The organism is Actinomyces massiliensis 4401292 (assembly GCF_000269805.1).
In the GTDB taxonomy this organism is placed as follows: Bacteria; Actinomycetota; Actinomycetes; order Actinomycetales; family Actinomycetaceae; genus Actinomyces; species Actinomyces massiliensis.
Window position 1 is genome coordinate 679,950 of sequence record NZ_JH711482.1, and the last position, 21,174, is coordinate 701,123.

Below are 21,174 nucleotides of genomic sequence, written 5' to 3' on the forward strand. Positions count from 1 at the left end.
TCCTTGGTGGGATGCGCCGTGGGACTGTGCTCTTCACATGCTCGTTCGAAGTGCATCGAGGCGGGATCAGGCCCAGACGTCACCGGGCACGTCTGCGGGCAGATACGGGTTGCCGCGACCGCGGAAGACCGGTTCGGCCAGACCATCGGCGCGCTGAGCCTCATAGTCCCGCAATGCGCCCACGCCCCAGCGGAACAGCCACAGCAGGGCAACGAGATTCGTCAGAGTCATGATCGCCATCGCGATATCGACGGCGTTCCACACGACGTCGAGGGAGAGGACCGCCCCGGCGGTGGCCGAGGCAACCGAGACGACGCGGACGGTCCAGGACGCCCAGCGCCTGCCACCGGTCAGGTAATCCATGTTGACGTCGGTGTAGACGTAGGCGGCGATGATCGAGGAGTAGGCGAGGACGAAGATCAGGATCGCCATGGGCAGTACCGTCCAGCCGCCCAGCTGGTGGGAGATGGCCAACGTGGTCAGGGTCGATGGATCGGCGCCCTCGGCCATCCAGGCGTCGGGCCCGGCGATGAGGATGACGAAGGCCGTGGCGGTGCACACGATGATCGTATCCACGAACACGCCCAGGGACTGGATGAGGCCCTGCTGGACCGGGTGGGAGACCGTCGCGGTGGCGGCGGCGTTGGGCGCAGTGCCCTGACCGGCCTCGTTGGAGAACAGGCCCCGCTTGGTGCCGTTGATGACGGCGGCCAGGAAGCCTCCGCCCAGTCCCCCCGCCAGCGGCTCGGGGGCGAAGGCCGAGGAGAAGATCTCGATGACGACGTCCAGGAACTGGCCGAAGTTGAGCACGCAGATGACGAAGACCAGGACGATGTAGATCATCGCCATGATCGGGGCCATCCACTCGGTGACGCGGGCCACGGCACGGATACCGCCGAAAACCACAACGGCGGTCAGCACGAAGACGAGGCCGGCCACCACCAGCTGAGCGGCGGTGAGACCGCCGAATCCGGGCAGGGCGGACTCCTGTCCGCCGCCAAGGGCCGCCACCAGGGTCCCGGCCACGGCATTGGACTGCACCGAGGTGATGACGAAGCCGCAGGTGACCAGGGTGATGGTGGCGAACACTCCGGCCATAGCCCGGTTCCGCATGCCACGGGCCATGTAAAAGGCGGGCCCGCCGCGGAATGAGCCGTCGGCGGCGCGGACCTTGAAGATCTGGGCGAGGGTGGCCTCGAAGAAGGCGGTGGCCATGCCGACCAGGGCGACCACCCACATCCAGAAGATGGCTCCGGGACCTCCCATGAGCAGCGCGGCGGCAACGCCGAAGACGTTGCCGACTCCCACACGGGCGGCCAACGAGATGGCGAAGGCCTGGAAGGAGGAGATGCCGCCCTGGGCGCCCGCGCGCGATCCGCCGACCTGCCGGACCATGTCGCCCAGGTGGCGCACCTGCACGCCGCGGGTGACGACAGTGAGGAACAGACCGGTGGCGATCAGGACCCACATGGTGATGTGGGCCGTGATCCAGTCGGCAATGGTCAGAAGGTGGGCGGCGAGGGCATCCATGGAGGGGAACCTTTGCGCTCAAGACGATGGGAACGCGCGGCATCGTCTCATACTCGGGGCCGGCACCTCCTCACAGGGTCTTTCTTCGGAACGCTGCCCCCCTTCCGCCTGGTCCCGCACGTCTCGATGGGGCTGCTCGATGGGGCTGCGCCGCAGGAGTCGGCCATCGCCGGGCCGGTCGGCACGGAGGGGCGGCACCACAAGGGGCGAGCCGGTCCGGGCGCCACCGATCGAGGGGACCGCAGCGGCCAGAGCCGCGAAGCCACGCGCCTCAGATCTGATCGGCGGGTCTGGGCGCCTCGCTCAGCACGCCGTAGTCGATGACGAGCTGGACGGCCCGGTCGCCGCCGTCGAGCCCCCAGTGGACGCCGTAGCAGCCGTCACCCCACCCGGAGGACGTCATGACGCCGACGGGGCCGCTGCCGGAGTCGAACATACCTGCCTCATTCGAGGCGAATGCCTCCCAGGCGGACGTCCATTGCCTGTGCGTCATTCCCAGGTAGGCCTCGGCATCGACGATCGCAGCCGTGCCGGAGTCCACGCCCACGGCGGAGTCTTTCATCGACACGGACGAGATGTGCCGCCACGCCGGCACGGACACGGCCCGCCGCCACCGGACGGGCTCGGTCTCGCCGACAAGCGCCCGCACCGCGGCGACACGCGGACCGCCCTTCTCGAAGTTGGCCACCACGGCCTGGGCCGTGGCGAGCGACGGCTCCAGGCCGAGGGCGCACACGTACATCATGCGCGCCCCGCCTGAGGCGTCGCCCACCGCCAACTGGCCGCTCTGCGGGAATCGGCCGATCTCCCACACCTCGGTCTCGACGACCTCGGCACTGCGTCTGGCCTCTGCGAGCGCAGCCGCCCACGCCTCCTCGTCCTCGCTATCGACCGTGGCCGCGAGCTCATACTCGTCCACGGGCAGGCGCGCCCGCCCAGTGACGAACAGGTCGCCGGGCGCAGGAAGATCGGGCGACTCGACCCGCCCGAAGGGCTCGACCCACAGGGCCTTTCGCAGGCGGGCGCTGCGCTCCGCCTCGGGCACGAGGGGCGAGGCGGGCTCGTCGTAGTAGTAACGGATCGTGTCGATCCGCCAGTCGTCCTTGATGCGGACGAGTGTCATCTCGATGATGGGACCGCCCAGACCGCCACCGGGCGATCGTGCGAGCCGGGCCCTGACGCTGGTGCCGTAGACGTCAATCCGCTCGATCGTGACGGTCTCCGGGCTGAACTCGGACTGACTGCTGAAGCTGCCCGCACGTCGCGAGAAGGGCTCGCCCGCCTTGTGCGCCACATCGAGCTCGTGCAACTTCCGGCCCCAGGCCTCGAAGATGACCGACCGCGAGTCCTCGTCGCGCACCTCCATCAGCGGCAGGGCCTCGGCGTGTGCGGCGGCGTAGTCGGCGAGGAAGGCTTCAATACGGGCGCGGGGCTCCAACGGGTCTCCTGTACGAGGTACTCGAGCGCCAGCAAGCATGCCACACCCCGACTCCCTGCAGGATCCACCGGCCTGCGACCGGCCGCGGGCCGGCGGACCGGCGGACCGGGTCGGCCGCGCGCCTGCCGGAGTCGGCTACGGCGCACCGGCCGCGTGCCCGCCGTGAGACCATGCGGGTATGTCCTCCGCCGCGCCCTCGGCCACCGCAGCGCCCCGCCCGACGCCCCCGCTCAACGCGCTCCTGGACTCCCTCATACCCGCCGACGACCCTGAGCGCATTCCCGAGCCCGAGGAGGTCTACCTGGCCTTCTCCGAGTGGGCCGAGTCCACCGGCCGCCCCCTCTACCCCCACCAGGACGAGGCCCTGTCCGAGATCCTCCAGGGGCGGCACGTCATCGCCGCCACCCCCACCGGCTCGGGCAAGTCCATGATCGCGCTCGCGGCCCACACGGCGAGCCTTGCCCGAGGCAGCCGCTCCTACTACACCGCGCCGCTCAAGGCCCTGGTGAGCGAGAAGTTCTTCGAACTGGTGCGCCTGTTCGGAGCGGACAACGTCGGCATGGTCACCGGGGACACCTCCATCAACGCCGCCGCCCCCATCATCTGCTGCACGGCGGAGATCCTGGCCAACCAGTCGCTGCGCGAGGGCGAGGCGCTGGACGTGGACAGCGTCGTCATGGACGAGTTCCACTACTACGCGGACCCGCAGCGAGGCTGGGCCTGGCAGGTGCCGCTCCTCGAGCTGCCACAGGCGCAGATGGTGCTCATGTCCGCGACCCTGGGCGACGTGTCCTTCCTCGCCGCCGACATGCGGGAGCGCACGGGCCGCGAGGTCGCCGTCGTCGACGATGCCGTGCGGCCCGTCCCCTTGGAGATGGAGTACGTCGTCGAGCCCATCAGCGACCTCCTCCAGCGCCTCGTGCAGCAGGGCAAGGCACCGGTGTACGTCGTCCACTTCTCCCAGAAGGAGGCGATCGAGAGGGCCGCCTCACTGCTGAGCGTGGACCTGGGCGCCAAGGCGCGCAAGGCGGAGCTGGCCGCGGCGCTGGGAGACTTCCGCTTCGGAGGGGGCTTCGGAGCAACCCTGTCGCGGCTGCTGCGACGCGGGATCGGCGTCCATCATGCCGGCATGCTGCCGCGCTACCGGCGGCTGGTGGAGAAGCTGGCGCGACTGGGCCTGCTGTCAGTCATCTGCGGCACTGACACCCTCGGGGTGGGCATCAATGTGCCGATCCGCTCGGTGGTTCTCACCAGCCTGGTCAAGTTCGACGGCGCCAAGGAGCGCCATCTGACGGCCCGCGAGTTCCACCAGATCGCCGGGAGGGCCGGCCGCGCCGGCTTCGACACGCGCGGATACGTCGTCGTCCAGGCTCCCGAGCACGTCATCGACAACGCCAAGGCACTGGCCAAGGCCGGGGACGATGAGCGCAAACGCCGCAAGATCGTGCGCAAGAAGGCCCCCGAGGGACGCGTCAACTGGACGGACAAGACCTTCGAGCGCCTGCGCGACGCCGCCCCGGAGACCCTGACCAGCCAGTTCCAGGTCACCACCACCATGGTCCTGAACCTCATGGAGCGCGACGGCGAGCCGGTGGCCGCCATGGCCGACCTGCTGTCCCGCGTTCATGGCAGCCAGGCCGAACGGCGCAGGCATGTGCGCCGCGCCATCAAGATCTACCAGTCGCTGCGCACCGCCGGGGTCCTGGAGCACGTCTCCAGCGCCCAGTCCGAACGGGACGGCCGTCCGCGCCTGCGCCTGGCAGTGGATCTGCCCGGGGATTTCGCCCTCAATCAGCCGCTGGCGCCTTTCGCCCTGGCGGCCATGGATCTGCTGAACGTGGACTCCCCCGAGCACACGCTCGACGTCGTCTCAGTGGTGGAGGCGACCCTGGACGACCCGCGCCCCCTGCTGTACGCCCAGCAGCGGGCCGCCCGAGGCGAGGCCGTGGCGGCCATGAAGGCCGAGGGCCTCGACTACGAGGAGCGCATGGCCGCCCTGGAGGAGATCACCTGGCCCCAGCCCCTGACTGAACTGCTGGCCCCGGCGCTGGAGACCTACAAGCAGGCGAACCCCTGGATCGCCGAGTACGAACTGCGTCCGAAGTCGGTGGTGCGGGACATGGTGGAGAACGCCATGACCTTCTCCGACCTCATCTCCCGCTACGAGCTGGGGCGCAGTGAGGGTGTGGTTCTTCGCTACCTCACCGACGCCTACCGGGCCCTGCGGCAGGTCGTCCCCGACGAGCACCGCACGCCCGAGGTCGATGAGCTCACCGACTGGCTCGGGGCCCTGGTGCGGGCCGTGGACTCCTCACTGCTGGACGAGTGGGAGGCTCTGGGGGCGGCGCAGTCCGGCCGGGTCGAGGAAGTCGCGGGCCTGTTGGAGGGCGACCGCCCGGAGGCGAATGACTCGGCCGGTGTCTCGACGGGCATTGAGCGCGCCTTCGGGGCGGATGCAGACGGCAGAGTCGCCCTGACCCGCAATCTTCACGCCTTCCGAGTGGCGGTGCGCCGTGAGATGTTCCGGCGCGTCGAGCTCATGGCCCGCGACGACGTCGAGGGCTTGGGGCGCCTGGACGCCTCCTCCGGCTGGGGCGAGGAGCGGTGGGACGGTGTGCTTGCCCGGTACTGGGACGAGTACGACTGGATCGGCACCGACACCGCCGCCCGGGCGGTGAGCCTGGCGCCTCTGGATGAGGCGCCCGACGAGGCGGCGCTGGCGTCCGCCGGCGTCTCGGAGCGGCTGCGCGAGGCCCTGGAAGCGTCGGGGCGGCGGGTCTGGCTCGCCACCCAGGTCATTGAGGACCCCGACGGCGACCACGACTGGCGGCTGACGGCCCTGGTGGACCTGGCCGAGTGCGACCGCGAGAACAGGGCCTTGGTGCACCTGCTGTCGGTCGGACCGCAGGAATGATGACGAGGCAGGAGCGGGCAAGCGCCATGACGACTGTGCCGACTATGCCGACAGCGCCACTGCGCGTCGTGCCCCGCCTCAGTACGTGGGTGGTGTGCCCGGCCTGCTCGGGGCCCGCGCACGTGGTGGAGCGCGGGGCGTTCTGCACCCGCTGCACGTGGAGTGCCCGGGGCGCCCGGTCGGGCTACTGGTGCGGGTGCTGTCAGAGGTGGGAGGGGGAACGCCCCCGGCCCGCGCGTCCCGCACAGGCGCGCACGACGTGGCGCTGCCCCGCCTGCGGCCGCCGCCAGACGGCGGTGCTACGGCTCTCGCCGACTTCGCGGCCGGAACGGCGCTGCCCGTGCGGGACCTCAATGATCATGACCGGGCGCGCCAGCGCCCTGAAAGTCTCCGACGGCGTCGATGCCCTGTACGGGCTGCCCTTCTACCTCAGCACGCCGTGCGCCGGGCACACCCTGTGGGTCGCCAACGGTGAGCACGCCGAGTACCTCCTCGGCTTCGTGAGGGCCCGACTGCGGCCCACGGGAAAGGAGCTGGGCCACCGGCTGCCCGCCTGGGTCCTCAGCCGCAAGCACCGCGGCGCCGTCATGCACGCCCTGAACGGGCTCCTGCGCGAGGCCCGATCCCTGGAGAGCGCCCACCGCCCCGGCCCCGCGCCGACTCGATGAGCCCACGGTCGGCGAGGCGTCTCAGGATGCAGGAGACGAAGGATCTCGAGTGGCTCTCCCTCAGCGGCGGGCGACGAGGTCGTGCAGCACCGCCGTGTCCACCGGCGTGGTGCGGCAGCAGCCGCCGATGAGGCGCACACCGGCATCGAGCCACTCGGGTGCCGACGCCGTGTATCGGGTGAACCGCTCCGGTCCGCCGGCTGGACGCCAGGTTCTGGAGTCCGGGTCGTAGGTGCCACCGGCGTTGGGATACGCGACCAGAGGCTTGTGCGTCGCCGCGCTCAGGACAGGCAGTGCCAGACTCACAACCGATGGGGCAACGCAGTTCACACCGACGGCGATGACGGCGTCCTCGGTGTCGGCCCACGCGGCGGCCTCCGCCAGCGGAGTGCCATCGGCCAGGTGCTCGCCGTCGGAGCCCACCTGGAAGGAGACCCAGCACTCGGCCCCAGGGGCGGCCCGCTGAAGCCGCTCGACGAGCCAGCGAGCCTCATCCAGGCGCGGCTGGGTCTCAACCGCGAAAAGTCGGACCCCCTCCTCGCCGAGGGCCTCGAGGCGCGGCAGGTGGACCGACTCGAAGTCGGGGGCGTCAGTGGTATACGCGCCGGTGTACTCGGCTCCGTCCGCCAGGTAGGCGCCATAGGGGCCGAGGCTGCCCGCCACGAGCACGGGCTCCTGCGGGTGGGCCTTCACATGCAGATCACGGGCGTCGAGGGCCAGACGTGCGGCAGTCGCGATAACGGCGCGGGAATCCGCCTCGGTGAGGCCGGTGCGCATGAGGGCGGGAGCAGTGGCCTGATAGGAATTCGTGCAGATGACTCGGGCACCGGCGAAGAGATAGTCCGTGTGAACAGCGGTGACGGCCTCAGGCGCCTCGGTCAGGGCGAGGGCGGACCACAGCGGGTTCGCCGTGCCGACTCCCCGGGCATCGAGTTCGGTACCCATGGCGCCGTCCAGGACGACGGGGCCGCGTGCCATCAACTCGGACAGGTCGACCTGGTGCTGCGAGGAATCGGGCGCGGTCGGAAAGGTTCGCATGGCGACACGCTAACCGAGGCGAGCGCCGAGCATCGATAGCCTCGCCCGTATGGTCGAAACCCCTGAGGATCCACCGCTAGAAATCACAAGCGCCCGCCCCTCTCCGACTACAACCTCATCCGACACCGGGAACAGCACCGGGAGCGCGAGCGGTCAGCCTCATGCCCTTAAACGCCGAATGACCAGCCGTCATCTCATGATGATCAGCTTCGGCGGAGTCATCGGTACGGGACTCTTCCTGTCATCCGGCTACACAGTGAGTCAGGCCGGCCCGATCGGCACGATCCTGGCCTATGCGGTGGGATCCGCCATCGTGTACCTCGTCATGCTGTGCCTGGGCGAACTGAGCGTTGCCATGCCCCTGACCGGCGCGTTCCATGTGTACGCACGCCGCTGCCTGGGTCCGGCAACCGGTTTCGTCACCGCCATCCTGTACTGGCTGACGTGGACGGTAGCGCTCGGCAGCGAGTTCACCGGAGCAGCCATGATCATGACCGACTGGTTCCCCTCAACACCGGCCTGGCTATGGGCGGCGCTCTTCATCCTGCTCATCCTCGGGGTCAATCTCGCCTCAGTGCGGGTCTTCGCGGAGACCGAGTCCCTCCTGTCCTCGATCAAGGTCCTGGCGATCCTCGCCTTCATCGTGCTGGGCGCCCTGGCGATCATCGGAGTCATTCCCTATGCGGGATACGACTCGGCACCGCTGCTGAGCAACCTGACCGCGGATGGTCTTTTCCCTCAAGGCCTGGGCGCTGTCTTCACCACAATGCTCACCGTCAACTTCGCCTTCTCCGGCACCGAGCTCATCGGAATCACCGCGGGCGAGACGAAGGATCCGGGGACCACCGTGCCACGGGCCATTCACGCGACCCTGTGGCGTCTGGTCATCTTCTTCATCGGCTCGATCACAGTGATGAGCGCGCTCATCCCCTGGCATGCGGCGGGCGTCGAGCAGAGCCCGTTCGTCACGGTTTTCAACGCGATGGGGATCCCCTTCGCCGGGACCATCATGAATGTCGTCATTCTCGCCGCCATCCTGTCCGCCGCCAATTCGGGCCTATACGCCTCAACCCGCATGCTGTGGTCGCTGGCCGACGAGGGAACGGTGCCCAGGGTACTGGCGCGCACCAACCGCTTCGGGGTGCCCGCCCCGGCGATGGCCGCCTCGATGATCGGCGGGCTGGCGGCGCTGGCGACCAGCACGGTGGCGGCCTCGACGGTCTACATCGTGCTGGTGTCGGTATCAGGGCTGGCCGTGATGCTCGTGTGGGTCTCCATCGCCGCCTCCCACGTGTCGTTCCGACGTCGGCGGCGCCTTCAGGGGCACGTCGATGACGAGCTCTCCTACAGGGCACCCGGCTACCCGTGGGTATCGCTGGCGGCACTGGTGGCCTCGGCGCTGTCCTGCCTCCTGATCGTCTTCGACCCGACGCAGCGGCCGGCCCTGTGGATGACCGCGGTCTTCGTCGCCGCCTGCTACGCGCTGTACTGGGCCGGGCAGAGGCGCATCTCGGCCTGAGGCGAGCGCCGTGAAGTCCGCATGCGCAGGGGCCAGGTCTGATCGAGTGCTTCGGTGCGGCCCGGGCCGGCCGCACGGGCCCCGGGCCGGCCGCACGGGCGCTGAGAAGCATGAGAAGCAGGAGCAGCGTCTCAGGCGATGCCGTCCCCCGGGACAACCTCCTTGCCGAAGGGGAAGCAGGTCACGGGAATCATCTTGACGTTGGCGATCGCCAGCGGAATCCCGATGATGGTCACGGCCTGTGCGGCCGCCGTCGTCAAGTGACCGATGGCCAGCCAGAGGCCGGCGACGAGGAACCAGATCACGTTGCTGAGGCCGCTCATGGCGCCCGCCCCCGGCTTGGTGACGACGGTGCGCCCGAAGGGCCACAGGGCGTAGCCGGCGATGCGGAATGAGGCGACTCCAGCGGGGATGGTGACAATGAGGAGGCAGGCGATGACGCCGAAGAACAAGTACCCCAGCCAGAGCCAGAAGCCACCGAAGACGACCCAGATGAGGTTGAGCAATGTGCGCATAGGGACTGTCTACACCACTTGCGCCACCGCGGTCCCGCGATGCTCGTCCTACGGGGCGCTGACTTCGCAGTGCGCTCAAAGGGCGCCCGGGCAACGGCATCGGAAAGCACGGCTAGAAGCTCGGGCACTCGATCCGGAGAGTGGCGGCTGCGCGCTTGATCGATAGTGAGCACGTACATGACACGGGGACGACGCAACGATAACCACACATCAACCTTCTGAGGTTGATATCGCTAGATCAAGCTCAGAAGGTTGATCAATGATCGGAGACCTTCACCGCGAATCCGCGGCAGTCAGTCCGCCCGACCCGCTCGCTCTCGCATCCGAGTCGGTTCACCAGAAGACGCGCTGAGCGATGGCATCGGCGAAATTGTCCAGGGCATCGGGTGTGGAGCCCAGGTAGAGGCCCGCGTCGATGAGCGAGACCTCCATGAGGTAGAAGCCCCCCTTCCCATCCGCGACGACGTCTACGCGATCGAACAGGAGTTGGATATCGCGTCCCGAGTGCTCCTTGATCAGACCATGGATGGCCTTGCGCACGCGCTCCCCCCACAGCCACTCCTGTTCGCTGGGCTCACGGGCCGTGACGATCTCCTCGTGCACCTCGTCGGCGGAGCGGAAGGAAGGGTGGAGCATGGGCGCCTTCTCCACTGCATGGGACAGAACGCCATTGAAGTAGACCAGTGAGAGCTCGCCCCTGCGGTCGACCTCTTCGAGATAGCGCTGCACCATGACCGACCGGCCCCGCCCGAGATGATGGACGGTGTCGTTGATCGCATCCGCACGCGACCGCGCATCCGTGGCGGTGTAGCGACCGGTCCCGCGCCCACCTGAGGAGACCGCGGGCTTGACGACGAAGTCGCCGTGCGCCGGGAAGCGCGTATGAACCTGGTGCTTGGAGTACCCGGCGCTGGGCTCGAGCCAGGTCGTCGGGATCATGGGGACCCCGAACTCGGCCAGCCGGGAGAGGTAGTGCTTGTCGGAGTTCCACTGCACGACATCGGGATGATTGGCCAAGCGCGGCACCGACCGGGACCATGACAAGAAGTTGGTGTAGTTGCGTTTCTTGGCGTAGTCGCGAACCGAGCGCAGGACGACCACACCGGCGTCGTCCCAGTTGATCGAGGAGTCGTTCCATACGGCCACTCGCGGCTCGATACCCCGATCCCGCAGCGCGTCGGGCAGGCCGCGGTCGTCGTCATCGAGCGTGGGATAGTCGGCGCAAGTAGCGAGCGTCACGATGGGGCTGGTCACGGCCCCACCGTACCGCGGCCGATCCCACTGGCGTGAATGGCCGTCCTGTGACACCAGTCGGAGCTCAGCCCGGCCCGCCTCCTTCAGGACCGCGGCCGCACAGGCCCGCGGTCGCAGCGCAGCCACACCGATCGGTGCCACAATTCACCTATGACAGCCTCCTCTGCGAGCTTCACGACGGCGCCTCCCCGCCCGCCCGAGTCGGCCTCATCATCATCCAGGTCATCCAGACCCTCCCTGCGGAGCTTCTACCCGCCTACCGAGCCGACGGCCTCGGGCATGCTCGACGTCGGCGACGGCCAGCGGGTGTACTGGGAGACCTGTGGGAATCCTCATGGGATCCCGGCAGTCTTCGTTCACGGCGGTCCGGGAGGGGGCTGCTCGGAGGACCATCGCCGCCTCTTCGATCCCGAGCGCTACCGCATCATCCTGTTCGACCAGCGCGGATGCGGGCGCTCCCTGCCCAGCGCCTGCGAGCCGACCGCCGATCTATCAACGAACACCACCTGGCACCTGGTGGCCGACATGGAGGCGCTGCGCAAGCACCTGGGGGTGGAGCGCTGGCTCGTCTTCGGCGGCTCGTGGGGCTCCACCCTCGGACTCGCCTACGCCCAGACCCATCCGCAGCGGGTGCTCGCCCTGGTGCTGCGCGGCGTCTTCACGCTGCGCAAGCGCGAGCTCGACTGGTTCTACGAGGCGGGCGGCGCCGACATGGTCTGGCCCGATGAGTGGGAGCACTATGTCGCCGCCGCCGGCCAGGACGTGCGTCCAGGCGGCTATATCGAGCGCTACCACGAGCTGCTGTCCGATTCCGACCCCGCCGTCCACGGCCCCGCGGGCATCGCCTGGACGACGTGGGAGGCGGCGACCTCCACGCTTCTGCGCGACCAGGCACATATCGACGAGGTTCAGGACCCGGGCTTCGCGCTCGCCTTCGCCCGCATCGAGAACCATTTCTTCACGAACCGCGGGTGGATGGAGGACGGTCAGCTCCTCGCAGGCGCCCGCACACTGGCCGAGCACGGCATTCCCGGCGTCATCGTCCAGGGCCGCTACGACATGTGCTGCCCCACGGGAACGGCCTGGGCCCTGCACCGCGCCTGGCCGCAGGCCGAGCTGCGCATCTGCCCGACGTCGGGGCACTCCTTCGCCGAACCGGAGATCCTCTCCTCACTCATCGCCGCCACGGATCGCTTCGCCGCCGCACTCGGGTAGCCGCAAGAACGGACGGCGCACCCATCACCTGAGACTTCCCGCACAACAGGGCGATTCCGCGTTTCAGGATTGGACACTCCAGCCATCGGGAAGTAAAGTTTTCCTCCGTCGCCAGGCACATGCCTCCTTAGCTCAGTTGGTCAGAGCACCTGACTCTTAATCAGGGTGTCCAGGGTTCGAGTCCCTGAGGGGGTACCGTTACCGGGCACGGTAGCGACGCAGTGACGCAGCAATGACGACATCACAACCAAATACAACCATTCCCCCTTAGCTCAGTTGGTCAGAGCACCTGACTCTTAATCAGGGTGTCCAGGGTTCGAGTCCCTGAGGGGGTACCACGCACGGACGAGGTGGGACTCCAGGCCAGATGTGTCTGCGGGTCCCGCTCCCGCTGAAACAGGTAGTGTGCGGCGCTGCACGACCGAAGTATTCCTTAGTACTCCTTGAGTGCTAGCGCTCTTCGGCTCTTTGTGCATCCCGCCTCTCCCTGAATTCAGGGAATGACTTCCACCTCCCAGAGCGTTCGTCTTTGCGTCGGTCACAGGCACCGCAGTGATTCGGTCACGGCTCTCTGCCGCCTCTGACCACCGGGGCCCGCCGCCTCATCAGCGCGATGGGCACCCCACCCGCCGGGTCGCAGGATTCACCTGCACTCCGCCCGGCGCAGAAGGGTCCGCATGAGGACCACGAGGAGAAGGAGAAGATGATCATGCAGAAGAAGATGACCGCGCCAGGACGACGCGAAGCCGCCGAGCGCGAGCTCACAGCCGCTCGTACCGAGCTGAGCTCACTGAGTGCCGCCGTGTCCCCCTCGCGATTCGAGCGAGCTCTTGAACGAGTCCAAGCCGCACAGGAAGCGCTGGCGCTGGCGGCCTGAGACGAGTCACAATCAGTATCCGGTCCCGGATCACGGCAATGGGCGGGACCACTCGGCACTCCGAATGGCGTCGAGTGGTCCCGTTTCCTCTGCAGCCGATCCGGAATCGCCTCGGAACCCGCTCTATGAGGAGGACGCCATGCCTCAGCTCGCCGTCGGAGACACGGCCCCTGATTTCACCCTGCCCGACGCGGCCGGCGCCGACGTCTCTCTGACAACCTTGAGACGCGGTGCCGAGCACGGCGTCGTCGTCTACTTCTACCCCAGGGCCTCCACACCGGGTTGTACCAAGGAGGCCTGTGATTTCCGCGATTCCCTGGCAGCATGGGCGGCCGCCGGGTACGCCGTCGTCGGGATCTCCCCCGACTCCCCGCGCGCGCTGGCCAATTTCGCACGCAAGCAGTCGCTGCCCTTCCCGCTGCTGTCCGACCCCGAGCACCGGGTCATGGAGGAGTGGGGCGCCTGGGGCGAGAAGAAGAACTACGGGCGCACCTACACGGGAGTCATCCGCTCCACCGTTGTGGTGGACTCCGATGGCACTGTACGGCTGGCTCGTTACAACGTCAGGGCCACCGGCCATGTCGCCCGTCTGCGCAAGGAGCTCGGCATCGACTGACAGCGCGCACTCACGCGCACTCACCCTCCGGGCTCTTCGGAAACATCGCAGGTTCCAGAAGCGGTAGGGTGAGCCGCACAGCGCGAGTGGCGGAATTGGCAGACGCGCCAGATTTAGGTTCTGGTGCCTTCGGGCGTGAGGGTTCGAGTCCCTTCTTGCGCACTGACTCCCGACGTCAGTCACCTCATTTGTCGCAGGCGATCCCGTCGTGGTCGCGGTCCAGGCCGGACCGGTAGCCGGGATCGCCCTCGTACATCGGGGCGGCACCGGCGGCCTTCGCCTCTGTGCAGTTCGCGTAGTACGTGCTGGTCGACTTCTTCGGATCCTGCTGAGGCCGCTGGGCCGGTTCTTCGGGCTGAGCGGGCTCGTCCTGAACGGCTTGCTCCGAGGCCTCAGCAGATGCCGAGGCCTCAGCCGCGGCGGCAGACGCCGAAGCACTGGCAGAAGCGGCAGCCTCGGCGGAGTCATCGTTGACCGTCAGCGTGATCGCCTGGTCCGCCGGAACCCGCTCGCCGGCCGCCGGGTCCTGCGAGGTCACGGACCAGTCGCTCGAGTTCCATACGGAATCCTCGCCATCCGCATCCGTGTAACTCGGACTACTGGTCAGCCCGGCCTCCTTGAGTGCGACTGCCGCGGCGTCGCCCTTCATACCGACGACGTCCGGGACCTCGATCATGACAGGGGTCGTGGCAGTCGTGGCAGTGGGGCTCGCTGAGGAGGATTCGTGGGCGGAAGAGTCCTCACAACCGGCGAGTATCGGAGCGAGGGCTATGACCAGGGCGATGAGCCAGCTGCCGGCGGACAGCACTGCGCTCGGTCGCCATGAGGCGGACTTCTGGGATCGGGATACAGTCGCCACGATGGGCTCCTTTGGGAGAGTGGGGGATGCGAAAACGCCCTTTAGGTATACCCCCGCTTTTCCCGGAAATGACGCAGAAGTCATAGTTGTGACCATACGGTGACTCAGAGTCATCATCCTTGGTTCTCAGCCCCGCGGGACCGCCCGGCTCTGGACCCCGCCAGGATCTGTCAGCGCCCATCAGGGCCCATCAGGGCCCAGCGCTCAGTGCTCACAGTGCGCAGACAGACCTCCCGCTTCCCGCCCGACGAGTAGCCTGGCGCCGTGACTGACACTGAGCCCCGCAAGCCTCTCAAGAAGCCCCGCAAGGACGGACGCGCAGCCAATGAGCTGCGCCCCATCACCATCACCCGGAATTGGTTGGACCACGGAGAGGGGTCGGTCCTTATCGAGTTCGGCCGCACCCGTGTGCTGTGCGTGGCCTCATTCACCGAAGGCGTGCCGCGCTGGCGCAAGGGCAGCGGCGAGGGCTGGGTGACCGCCGAGTACGCCATGCTCCCCCGTGCCGGCTCCGAGCGCAGCGGTCGGGAGTCGGTGCGCGGGAAGGTCGGGGGCCGCACCCACGAGATCTCCCGCCTGATCGGGCGGTCCCTGCGCGGCGTCATCGACGTCGCCGCGCTGGGCGAGAACACGATCGCCCTGGACTGCGATGTCCTGCAGGCCGATGGCGGCACTCGCACCGCAGCCATCACCGGCGCCTATGTGGCATTGGCCGATGCCGTTGCCTGGGGCACCGCCAAGAGGCATATCAAGCCACGAGCCGGAAAACCGGTTCTGTCGGACTCGCTGTCCGCGATCAGCGTCGGCATCATCGACGGCGTCCCCTGCCTGGATCTGCCCTACGAGGAGGACGTGCGCGCCCACACCGATATGAACGTCGTCCAGACAGGTGACGGTCACTTCGTCGAGGTGCAGGGCACAGCTGAGCACATCCCCTTCAACCGCGACGAACTGTGCGCGCTGCTGGACCTGGCGGCAAAGGGCAATACTGAACTGGCGGCACTGCAGGCGCGAGCGCTGGCCGGTCCAGCACAAGAGCCGTTCACCGTCTCAACCCACGACGACGCCGGGCAGGAGACCCCGTGAGTGAACAGGCATTCGCGGGAGCGACTGCGCCCAACGAAGCGGTGTTGGTCCTAGCCACCCACAATCCCGGCAAGTTGGCCGAGCTGCAGGCGATTCTTGCTCCGCTGGTGCCCGACCTGGACTCGCAGGCGATCATCTCGGCCGCCTCGCTGGGGGTGCCAGAGCCCGTCGAGGACGGACTGACTTTCGCCGCTAATGCGGAGATCAAGGCCTGCGCTCTCATGCGGGCCACCGGGCTTCCCGCCGTCGCCGACGACTCGGGCCTGTGCGTGGACGTACTCGGCGGCGCCCCCGGCATTTTCTCAGCCCGTTGGTGCGGACGGCACGGTGATGATGCGGGCAACCTGCGTCTTCTCCTGAATCAGATCAGTGCTATCGCGGATCCGAACCGTACGGCGCGCTTCACCTGCGCGGCGGTGCTGGCCGCTCCAGGACCTGGACCGGATCACCGGCCCACCGTCACAAGAATCGAGCGCTCCATGGAGGGCCGGCTGCTGGGCGAGCCTCGGGGCGAGGGCGGTTTCGGATACGACCCGATCTTCGTGCCCGTCCAGGAGGACGCACCGGGCGGTGCCGGCCGGACGACAGCGCAGATGAGTTCTGCGGAGAAGAATGCGATCTCCCATCGGGGCCAGGCACTGCGCGCTCTGGCCCCGGTACTGGCTGAGTTGCTGAGTCGCTGACGCCCTCCCCCACAGCGCCGGACGATTGCACACGGTGAAACCGATCTCGAGGCGGAAGCGGACCGACCTCGCCGAATCAGCCGGTTCCGGAATCGCCCACCTCACCGTGGGCCTGGGTCTCGAGGTGGGCCTGGGTCTCGAGGCGGCGCTGGACCGGCTTGGGCACAAGCGAGTCATGAGCCTTGGCGAAGCCGTACAGACAGCGCCACCCGGCCTGGAAGACGACCAGGAAGGCCAGCATCATGAGGGAGAAGGAGATGATCGCCCCACCGCCGGTCAGGTCGTGCACCGCCACGCACGCCCCCCAGGTGACGCCCACGACGCCCCCGCCCTCGGGCCACAGGACCTCCAGGTGATCACGTCCACGCCGCACGCCCCAGGCCACCGCCCACGCCAGGACGGTGGCACCCGTGGTACAGGCGACCAGTGCAGGTGCCCGGGAGAAGTCGTGCAACGAGGCGGCGGCGAAGAAGGCCACGAGCACCGCCGCGACCAGGTCGACGGGAACGACGAGCCACCACCGGGTGCGGCGCCCCCGGGTCCAGGGACGGTCCGGCCCGTCGGGAACCAGCGGGGCGTAGGTCAGTCCCGTGCGACCATCCTGCTGTGCGACCACCGGCTCAGCCTACCGCCGCGTCCCACCGCGCGAACCGCCCGCTCACCGGTGCGTACAGCCGGCCATGGCCTCGCTCATATCTCCCAGCTCGCACCCGCGATGGCGGCCTCAAGCGGACCGGAGTAGACCTCGGCAGCCTCCTTGAGGGCGTCGGCGGGATCAGTCCACGGCTGGATGTGGGTCAGCACGAGACTGCCCACAGGTGCTCGCCCGCCCCTGCCGCTCACACCGGCGGCGAGCTCACCAGCGCGCCTGCCGGTCAAGTGCATCCCGCGATAGGTGTCGCGCCCCTCCAAGAAGGCGGCCTCGGACAGCAGCAGATCAACTCCGTCGGCCATGGCCTCCATGCCGTCGCACAGATCCGTGTCCCCGGTGAAGGCGAGGCTGACATTTCCCCGACCATCCTGTCCCGGCCCTTCAATGCGGTAGCCGTAGGCCTCAACCGGATGAAGCGCCTCATATGGGGTGATCGTCATTGGACCGACCTGCACCGCCTGACCGACGGTGGCGGTGCGGAAGGAGAACTCGGACGCATATGTCTCCTCCGGCGGAGCGCCATCCACGCCGTTGAGGCGCTTGGACAGCTCACTCGGCCCCAGCGTGAGCACAGGCCCCAGCGCCCCGGTCGGGTTCCAGCGGCGGAACACGTGCATACCCACAAGATCGACTACATGATCGGCGTGACAATGAGAGATCACGATGGCGTCCAAATCAGCCGGGTCGAGGTAGTGCAGCATCTGCCCCATTGCTCCGGGCCCCATGTCGAGGACCACTGACCATGTCCGCACCTCGCCATTGGGGCCCGCACCATCGGCCTGCACCAAATAGGAGGAGGCGGCGGAGTCGGGTCCGGACATGCTTCCGGTGCAGCCGATGATCGTGAGCTTCATACGGGATCCTTGCTCAATTCTGTGGGGTCCAGGGGAGGAACATGATCGCCGGCGGAACCGGCGGCAGAGGCGGGGGTTTCAGGACAGCCGTGCACGCTCGCCCCTTCGAACGCCGAGGACGTCCGTGAGACGTGTCTGACCTCGGGGCCCAGGAAGCGGCGCGCCAACACGACGAACGATTCGGGATCTCCGGTCGCACGGAACTCGTGATGCGGCGGGGCGGCACCGGGATCGCGCAGCAGATCGCGCCGGGCGAGCTCCCGGTAGACGTCCTTGGCGGTCTCCTCGCTCGAGGTCACCAGAGTGACGTCCTCCCCCATGACATAGGAGATCGGACCGATGAGCAGCGGGTAGTGGGTGCATCCGAGGATGAGGGTGTCCACACCGGCGCTCTTGACCGGAGCCAGGTACTCCTCGGCGGTGGTGAGCGCCTCGGGGCCGGTGGTGACGCCGCGCTCGGCCAAGTCGACGAAGCGCGGGCAGGCCTCCGAGAAGAGCTCGACGCCGGGGACGGCCTCCAGAGCATCCGCGTAGGCGCGCGAATCAACGGTGCCCTGGGTGGCGATCAGCCCAATACGACCGTTGCGGGTCACGCGAGCGGCAGCGCGGGCCGCGGGGTGGATCACCTCGACGACGGGAACTCCCCTCTCCAGGGTGTAGCGGCGCCGGGCATCGTGCAAAACGGCGGCAGAGGCGGTGTTGCAGGCGATGACCAGCATCTTGACGCCGGCCTCGACGAGCTCGTCCATTATTCCGAGCGCCAGGGAGCGGACCTCATCAATGGTCTTGGGACCATAAGGGGTGTTGGCCGTGTCACCGATGTAGAGGATCTGCTCACCGGGCAGCTGATTGAGCACGGCCCTCGCAACGGTCAGGCCTCCAACTCCGGAGTCGAGCATCCCGATCGGCGCGTCATTCACGCACCCGAGACTAGGCGGCGGCTCAGCCGTATAGCAGCACAGCTACCAGTGATTCCTGCCACCAGGTGAGCATGTCGTATGACAGGGCAATGCCACGGCGCCAACGAGCGTCATCGTCCTCATCCTCGGGGGCGCCCTCCCAAGCGATGGCATGGGCCTCCTCAGCGGCTTCGGGCCCGTCGATGTCGAGCCGCTGCGCCAGCACGAGCCGCACATCGTTGAGTGCACCCAGCCACTCCTGCTCATGCCCGCGAGAGATCCTGACAGCACCGCCGGCACCAGTGGGCTCCAGCAGCTCGGTGATGACGGTCTCGAGACGCTCATGCTTCAAGTCGCGCAGGCGCTCACGCGTGAGGTCCGCCACTTCAAGAGCGATCTCCGGGTCTTCGGAGGCGTCCGGCAGAAGCGCATTGATGACGGGAGTGAGCGCGGGCAGAGCGGATGCCGAGTACAGCGGAGCACGTGAATCGGAAGGCCCATGCGGAGCCGGGTCGAAGTCCAAAGCGGCGAGAACATCACCGTCATGGGCGCTCTCCCCGCGCCGCGGCTCCGACTGCCCGGGCTCCTCGTTGTCGCCCTGATTCCTGTGCGGGGCAGCAGGATCGCCGGGTATCAGCAGCACGGCGACCTGTTCGAACAGACCCGCGAGATACTCGCGCTCCCAGGTCTCCAGGTGACTCTGCCAGCCGTCGGCCGACGCCGCGAAGCCGCGCATCAGGACCCGCCTCGGTCGATACCGTCAGCACCGCCGGCACCGTCAGCACCGTCTCCGACGGACTCGAGGGTGGCGCGCAGGCCGTAGGAGTGCATGGCGGTGACATCGACCTCCATGCGCTCGCGCACGCCAGTGGATACTGTGGCGCGCCCGAGCGTGTGAACCTCCAGCATGCGCCGGCGCGCCAGTGGCACCGGGAACCCGAAATATGAGTGGAATACCCAGGTCACGTAATCCATGGTGTTGACCGGATCGTCGTGGACGACCGTGCGCCACAGGGAATGGACAGCACTGCGTGCGCGCTCCTGAACGTCAGGCTCGACAACATGCGGCGCACTGGACATGGGCACCAGCGTAGCGGCCGGGACGGAAGCGGGGCAGGTGCTCCGCGCCCCGGATTCCAACTCCGGGATAGGCTATGCGCCATGACAGCCATGCAGCGCGCCGCACTCGCCCCGGCGGCTCCCGCCACAGCCCTGCTCACCGACATGTACGAGCTCACCATGCTTCAAGCGGCGCTCCGCTCGGGAACCGCCGAGCGGGCAAGCGTGTTCGAGCTTTTCGGGCGGCGACTGCCGTCCTCCCGCCGCTTCGGCGTGGTCGCCGGCACGGGCCGCCTCCTGGACGCCGTCGAGGACTTCGTGTTCACCAGTGCCCAGATCGACTTCCTCCACAGCGCCGGCGTCGTAGATGACACCACTCTGGATTACCTGCGCGATTATCGTTTCTCCGGCACGATCCGCGGATACGCCGAGGGCGAGTGCTACTTCGCAGGCTCGCCGCTGCTCACCGTCGAGGGCACTTTCGCCGAGGCCTGCATCCTGGAGACCCTGGCCCTGTCGATCTACAACTACGACTGCGCCGTCGCCTCGGCGGCCTCCCGCATGACGATTGCAGCGCACGGTCGCCCCTGTGTGGACTTCGGAGCCAGGCGGGCCCATGAGCAGGCAGCGGTCGCGGCGGCCCGTGCGTCCGTCGTCGGCGGCTTCGTCGGCACCAGCGACCTCGAGGCCGGCATGCGCTACGGAATTCCCACGGTCGGCACCTCGGCGCATTCCTTCACCCTGCTGCACGATTCGGAGGAGGACGCCTTCGCAGCCCAAGTGGCCAGTCTCGGAGCGGGTACCACGATCCTGGTCGATACCTACGACATCGCCCGCGGCGTGGAGCGCGCTGTCAAGGCCGCCCGCGACGCCGGGGGCGAGCTCGGAGCGGTGCGCCTGGACTCCGGAGATCTGGTCGCCGAGGCCTTCAAGGTGCGCGCCCAGCTCGACGCCCTGGGTGCCACAACGACGAAGATCACAGTGACCAACGATCTGGACGAGTACGCGATCGCCGGCCTCGGCGCCGCCCCGGTGGACTCCTACGGCGTGGGCACAAAATTGGTCACCGGCTCCGGCCGCCCGACCGCCGCCCTGGTCTACAAGCTCGTCGAACGAGCGGGATCCGATGGTCAGATGCACCAGGTCGCCAAGTTCTCCGAGGGGGGCAAGGCGACTGTCGGCGGGCGCAAGTGGGCCGGCCGTGTAGCGGGCGCCGATGGATCCGCCGTCGAAGAGCTCGTGATATCGGCTCGAGAGCAGGATGAAGCACTGGCGGCCCTGAGCGAGGCCAAGGCCCGCCCGCTGCAGATCGACCTGGTGTGCAACGGCGTCATCGTCGAAGAACACCGGGGTCCGCAGGCACTGGCCGCTGCAGCCGAGCGGCACCAGGTCTCACGGGCTGAACTGCCCTACGACGCCTGGCGTCTGAGCAAGGGCGAGCCGGCGGTGCCGACGCGTCACCTGGACCTCGATGGCCGTAGCCCCCTGCAGGGCTGAG

20 protein-coding genes and 2 tRNA genes are annotated in these 21,174 nt (G+C 68.1%); 11 read left to right on the forward strand and 11 right to left on the reverse strand.

Annotated elements, in window-relative coordinates:
• Window positions 1-66 precede the first annotated feature (66 nt).
• Together W5W_RS0111365 and W5W_RS0111370 are read right to left on the reverse strand one after the other, a co-directional pair.
• Entirely contained in the window at window positions 67-1,530 is a 1,464-nt protein-coding gene (locus W5W_RS0111365) for an alanine/glycine:cation symporter family protein (RefSeq protein WP_017195471.1), read from the reverse strand.
• 271 nt (window positions 1,531-1,801) lie between these two features.
• Window positions 1,802-2,968 (reverse strand): DUF4241 domain-containing protein, encoded by a 1,167-nt coding sequence (locus W5W_RS0111370; RefSeq protein WP_017195472.1) that lies wholly within the window; start codon window positions 2,966-2,968, stop codon window positions 1,802-1,804.
• A 178-nt stretch (window positions 2,969-3,146) separates the two neighbouring features.
• Here W5W_RS0111370 and W5W_RS0111375 point away from each other — a divergent pair, with 178 nt between their 5' ends.
• Window positions 3,147-5,882, forward strand: coding sequence for a DEAD/DEAH box helicase (locus tag W5W_RS0111375; protein WP_017195473.1), 2,736 nt, complete (start codon window positions 3,147-3,149; stop codon window positions 5,880-5,882).
• 359 nt (window positions 5,883-6,241) lie between these two features.
• The gene (locus W5W_RS0111380) at window positions 6,242-6,550 is read left to right on the forward strand and encodes a hypothetical protein (RefSeq protein ID WP_238533335.1); all 309 of its coding nucleotides are present in this window, start codon (window positions 6,242-6,244) and stop codon (window positions 6,548-6,550) included.
• 60 nt (window positions 6,551-6,610) lie between these two features.
• Here the strand turns inward: W5W_RS0111380 and mmuM are convergent, their stop codons facing one another.
• Window positions 6,611-7,588 (reverse strand): homocysteine S-methyltransferase, encoded by a 978-nt coding sequence (gene mmuM, locus W5W_RS0111385; protein ID WP_017195475.1) that lies wholly within the window; start codon window positions 7,586-7,588, stop codon window positions 6,611-6,613.
• Between the two features lie 196 nt (window positions 7,589-7,784).
• Between mmuM and W5W_RS0111390 the strand changes: the two genes are divergently transcribed.
• On the forward strand, window positions 7,785-9,107 hold the full coding sequence (locus W5W_RS0111390) for an amino acid permease (RefSeq protein WP_017195476.1): 1,323 nt from the start codon (window positions 7,785-7,787) through the stop codon (window positions 9,105-9,107).
• Window positions 9,108-9,238: 131 nt separating this feature from the next.
• On the opposite strand, the gene W5W_RS0111395 is transcribed toward W5W_RS0111390, so the two are convergent.
• Window positions 9,239-9,622: a YccF domain-containing protein gene (locus tag W5W_RS0111395; protein ID WP_017195477.1), complete on the reverse strand. Its 384-nt coding sequence runs from the start codon at window positions 9,620-9,622 to the stop codon at window positions 9,239-9,241.
• A gap of 333 nt (window positions 9,623-9,955) precedes the next feature.
• Entirely contained in the window at window positions 9,956-10,876 is a 921-nt protein-coding gene (locus W5W_RS0111400; RefSeq protein WP_029574283.1) for an ATP-grasp domain-containing protein, read from the reverse strand.
• A gap of 150 nt (window positions 10,877-11,026) precedes the next feature.
• Here W5W_RS0111400 and pip point away from each other — a divergent pair, with 150 nt between their 5' ends.
• The 5 genes from pip to W5W_RS0111430 all read left to right on the forward strand — a co-directional run bounded on the left by pip (window position 11,027) and on the right by W5W_RS0111430 (window position 13,746).
• Window positions 11,027-12,091 (forward strand): prolyl aminopeptidase, encoded by a 1,065-nt coding sequence (pip, locus tag W5W_RS0111405; RefSeq protein WP_029574284.1) that lies wholly within the window; start codon window positions 11,027-11,029, stop codon window positions 12,089-12,091.
• Window positions 12,092-12,212: 121 nt separating this feature from the next.
• Window positions 12,213-12,286, forward strand: a tRNA-Lys gene (locus W5W_RS0111410).
• A 418-nt stretch (window positions 12,287-12,704) separates the two neighbouring features.
• On the forward strand, window positions 12,705-12,968 hold the full coding sequence (locus W5W_RS16355) for a hypothetical protein (protein ID WP_154650332.1): 264 nt from the start codon (window positions 12,705-12,707) through the stop codon (window positions 12,966-12,968).
• Window positions 12,969-13,107: 139 nt separating this feature from the next.
• Window positions 13,108-13,584, forward strand: coding sequence for a thioredoxin-dependent thiol peroxidase (gene bcp, locus W5W_RS0111425; protein WP_017195481.1), 477 nt, complete (start codon window positions 13,108-13,110; stop codon window positions 13,582-13,584).
• Window positions 13,585-13,664: 80 nt separating this feature from the next.
• Window positions 13,665-13,746, forward strand: a tRNA-Leu gene (locus W5W_RS0111430).
• A 22-nt stretch (window positions 13,747-13,768) separates the two neighbouring features.
• Here the strand turns inward: W5W_RS0111430 and W5W_RS16725 are convergent.
• On the reverse strand, window positions 13,769-14,443 hold the full coding sequence (locus W5W_RS16725) for an excalibur calcium-binding domain-containing protein (RefSeq protein WP_017195482.1): 675 nt from the start codon (window positions 14,441-14,443) through the stop codon (window positions 13,769-13,771).
• Window positions 14,444-14,707: 264 nt separating this feature from the next.
• Between W5W_RS16725 and rph the strand changes: the two genes are divergently transcribed.
• Both rph and rdgB read left to right on the forward strand, forming a co-directional pair.
• The gene (gene rph / locus W5W_RS0111440) at window positions 14,708-15,529 is read left to right on the forward strand and encodes a ribonuclease PH (RefSeq protein WP_017195483.1); all 822 of its coding nucleotides are present in this window, start codon (window positions 14,708-14,710) and stop codon (window positions 15,527-15,529) included.
• Window positions 15,526-16,212 carry an RdgB/HAM1 family non-canonical purine NTP pyrophosphatase gene (gene rdgB, locus W5W_RS0111445; protein ID WP_017195484.1) on the forward strand — a complete coding sequence of 229 codons (687 nt, stop codon included), beginning with the start codon at window positions 15,526-15,528 and terminating at the stop codon, window positions 16,210-16,212. Before rph ends, rdgB begins: the two co-directional genes overlap by 4 nt.
• Window positions 16,213-16,288: 76 nt before the next feature.
• Here rdgB and W5W_RS0111450 read toward each other — a convergent pair whose 3' ends face one another.
• From W5W_RS0111450 to clpS, 5 genes are all read right to left on the reverse strand, one after another.
• The gene (locus W5W_RS0111450) at window positions 16,289-16,828 is read right to left on the reverse strand and encodes a DUF3054 family protein (protein WP_017195485.1); all 540 of its coding nucleotides are present in this window, start codon (window positions 16,826-16,828) and stop codon (window positions 16,289-16,291) included.
• Between the two features lie 74 nt (window positions 16,829-16,902).
• Window positions 16,903-17,718: an MBL fold metallo-hydrolase gene (locus W5W_RS0111455; protein WP_017195486.1), complete on the reverse strand. Its 816-nt coding sequence runs from the start codon at window positions 17,716-17,718 to the stop codon at window positions 16,903-16,905.
• Entirely contained in the window at window positions 17,715-18,617 is a 903-nt protein-coding gene (gene murI, locus W5W_RS0111460; RefSeq protein WP_034499022.1) for a glutamate racemase, read from the reverse strand. The genes W5W_RS0111455 and murI overlap by 4 nt, the downstream gene beginning before the upstream one ends.
• A gap of 43 nt (window positions 18,618-18,660) precedes the next feature.
• On the reverse strand, window positions 18,661-19,353 hold the full coding sequence (locus tag W5W_RS0111465) for a DUF2017 family protein (protein ID WP_017195488.1): 693 nt from the start codon (window positions 19,351-19,353) through the stop codon (window positions 18,661-18,663).
• A complete protein-coding gene (gene clpS / locus W5W_RS0111470) occupies window positions 19,353-19,697 on the reverse strand; it encodes an ATP-dependent Clp protease adapter ClpS (RefSeq protein WP_008732878.1) in 345 nt (114 codons plus the stop codon). The genes W5W_RS0111465 and clpS overlap by 1 nt, the downstream gene beginning before the upstream one ends.
• 90 nt (window positions 19,698-19,787) lie before the next feature.
• Between clpS and W5W_RS0111475 the strand changes: the two genes are divergently transcribed.
• Window positions 19,788-21,173 (forward strand): nicotinate phosphoribosyltransferase, encoded by a 1,386-nt coding sequence (locus W5W_RS0111475; RefSeq protein ID WP_017195490.1) that lies wholly within the window; start codon window positions 19,788-19,790, stop codon window positions 21,171-21,173.
• The last annotated feature ends 1 nt before the right edge of the window (window position 21,174 follow it).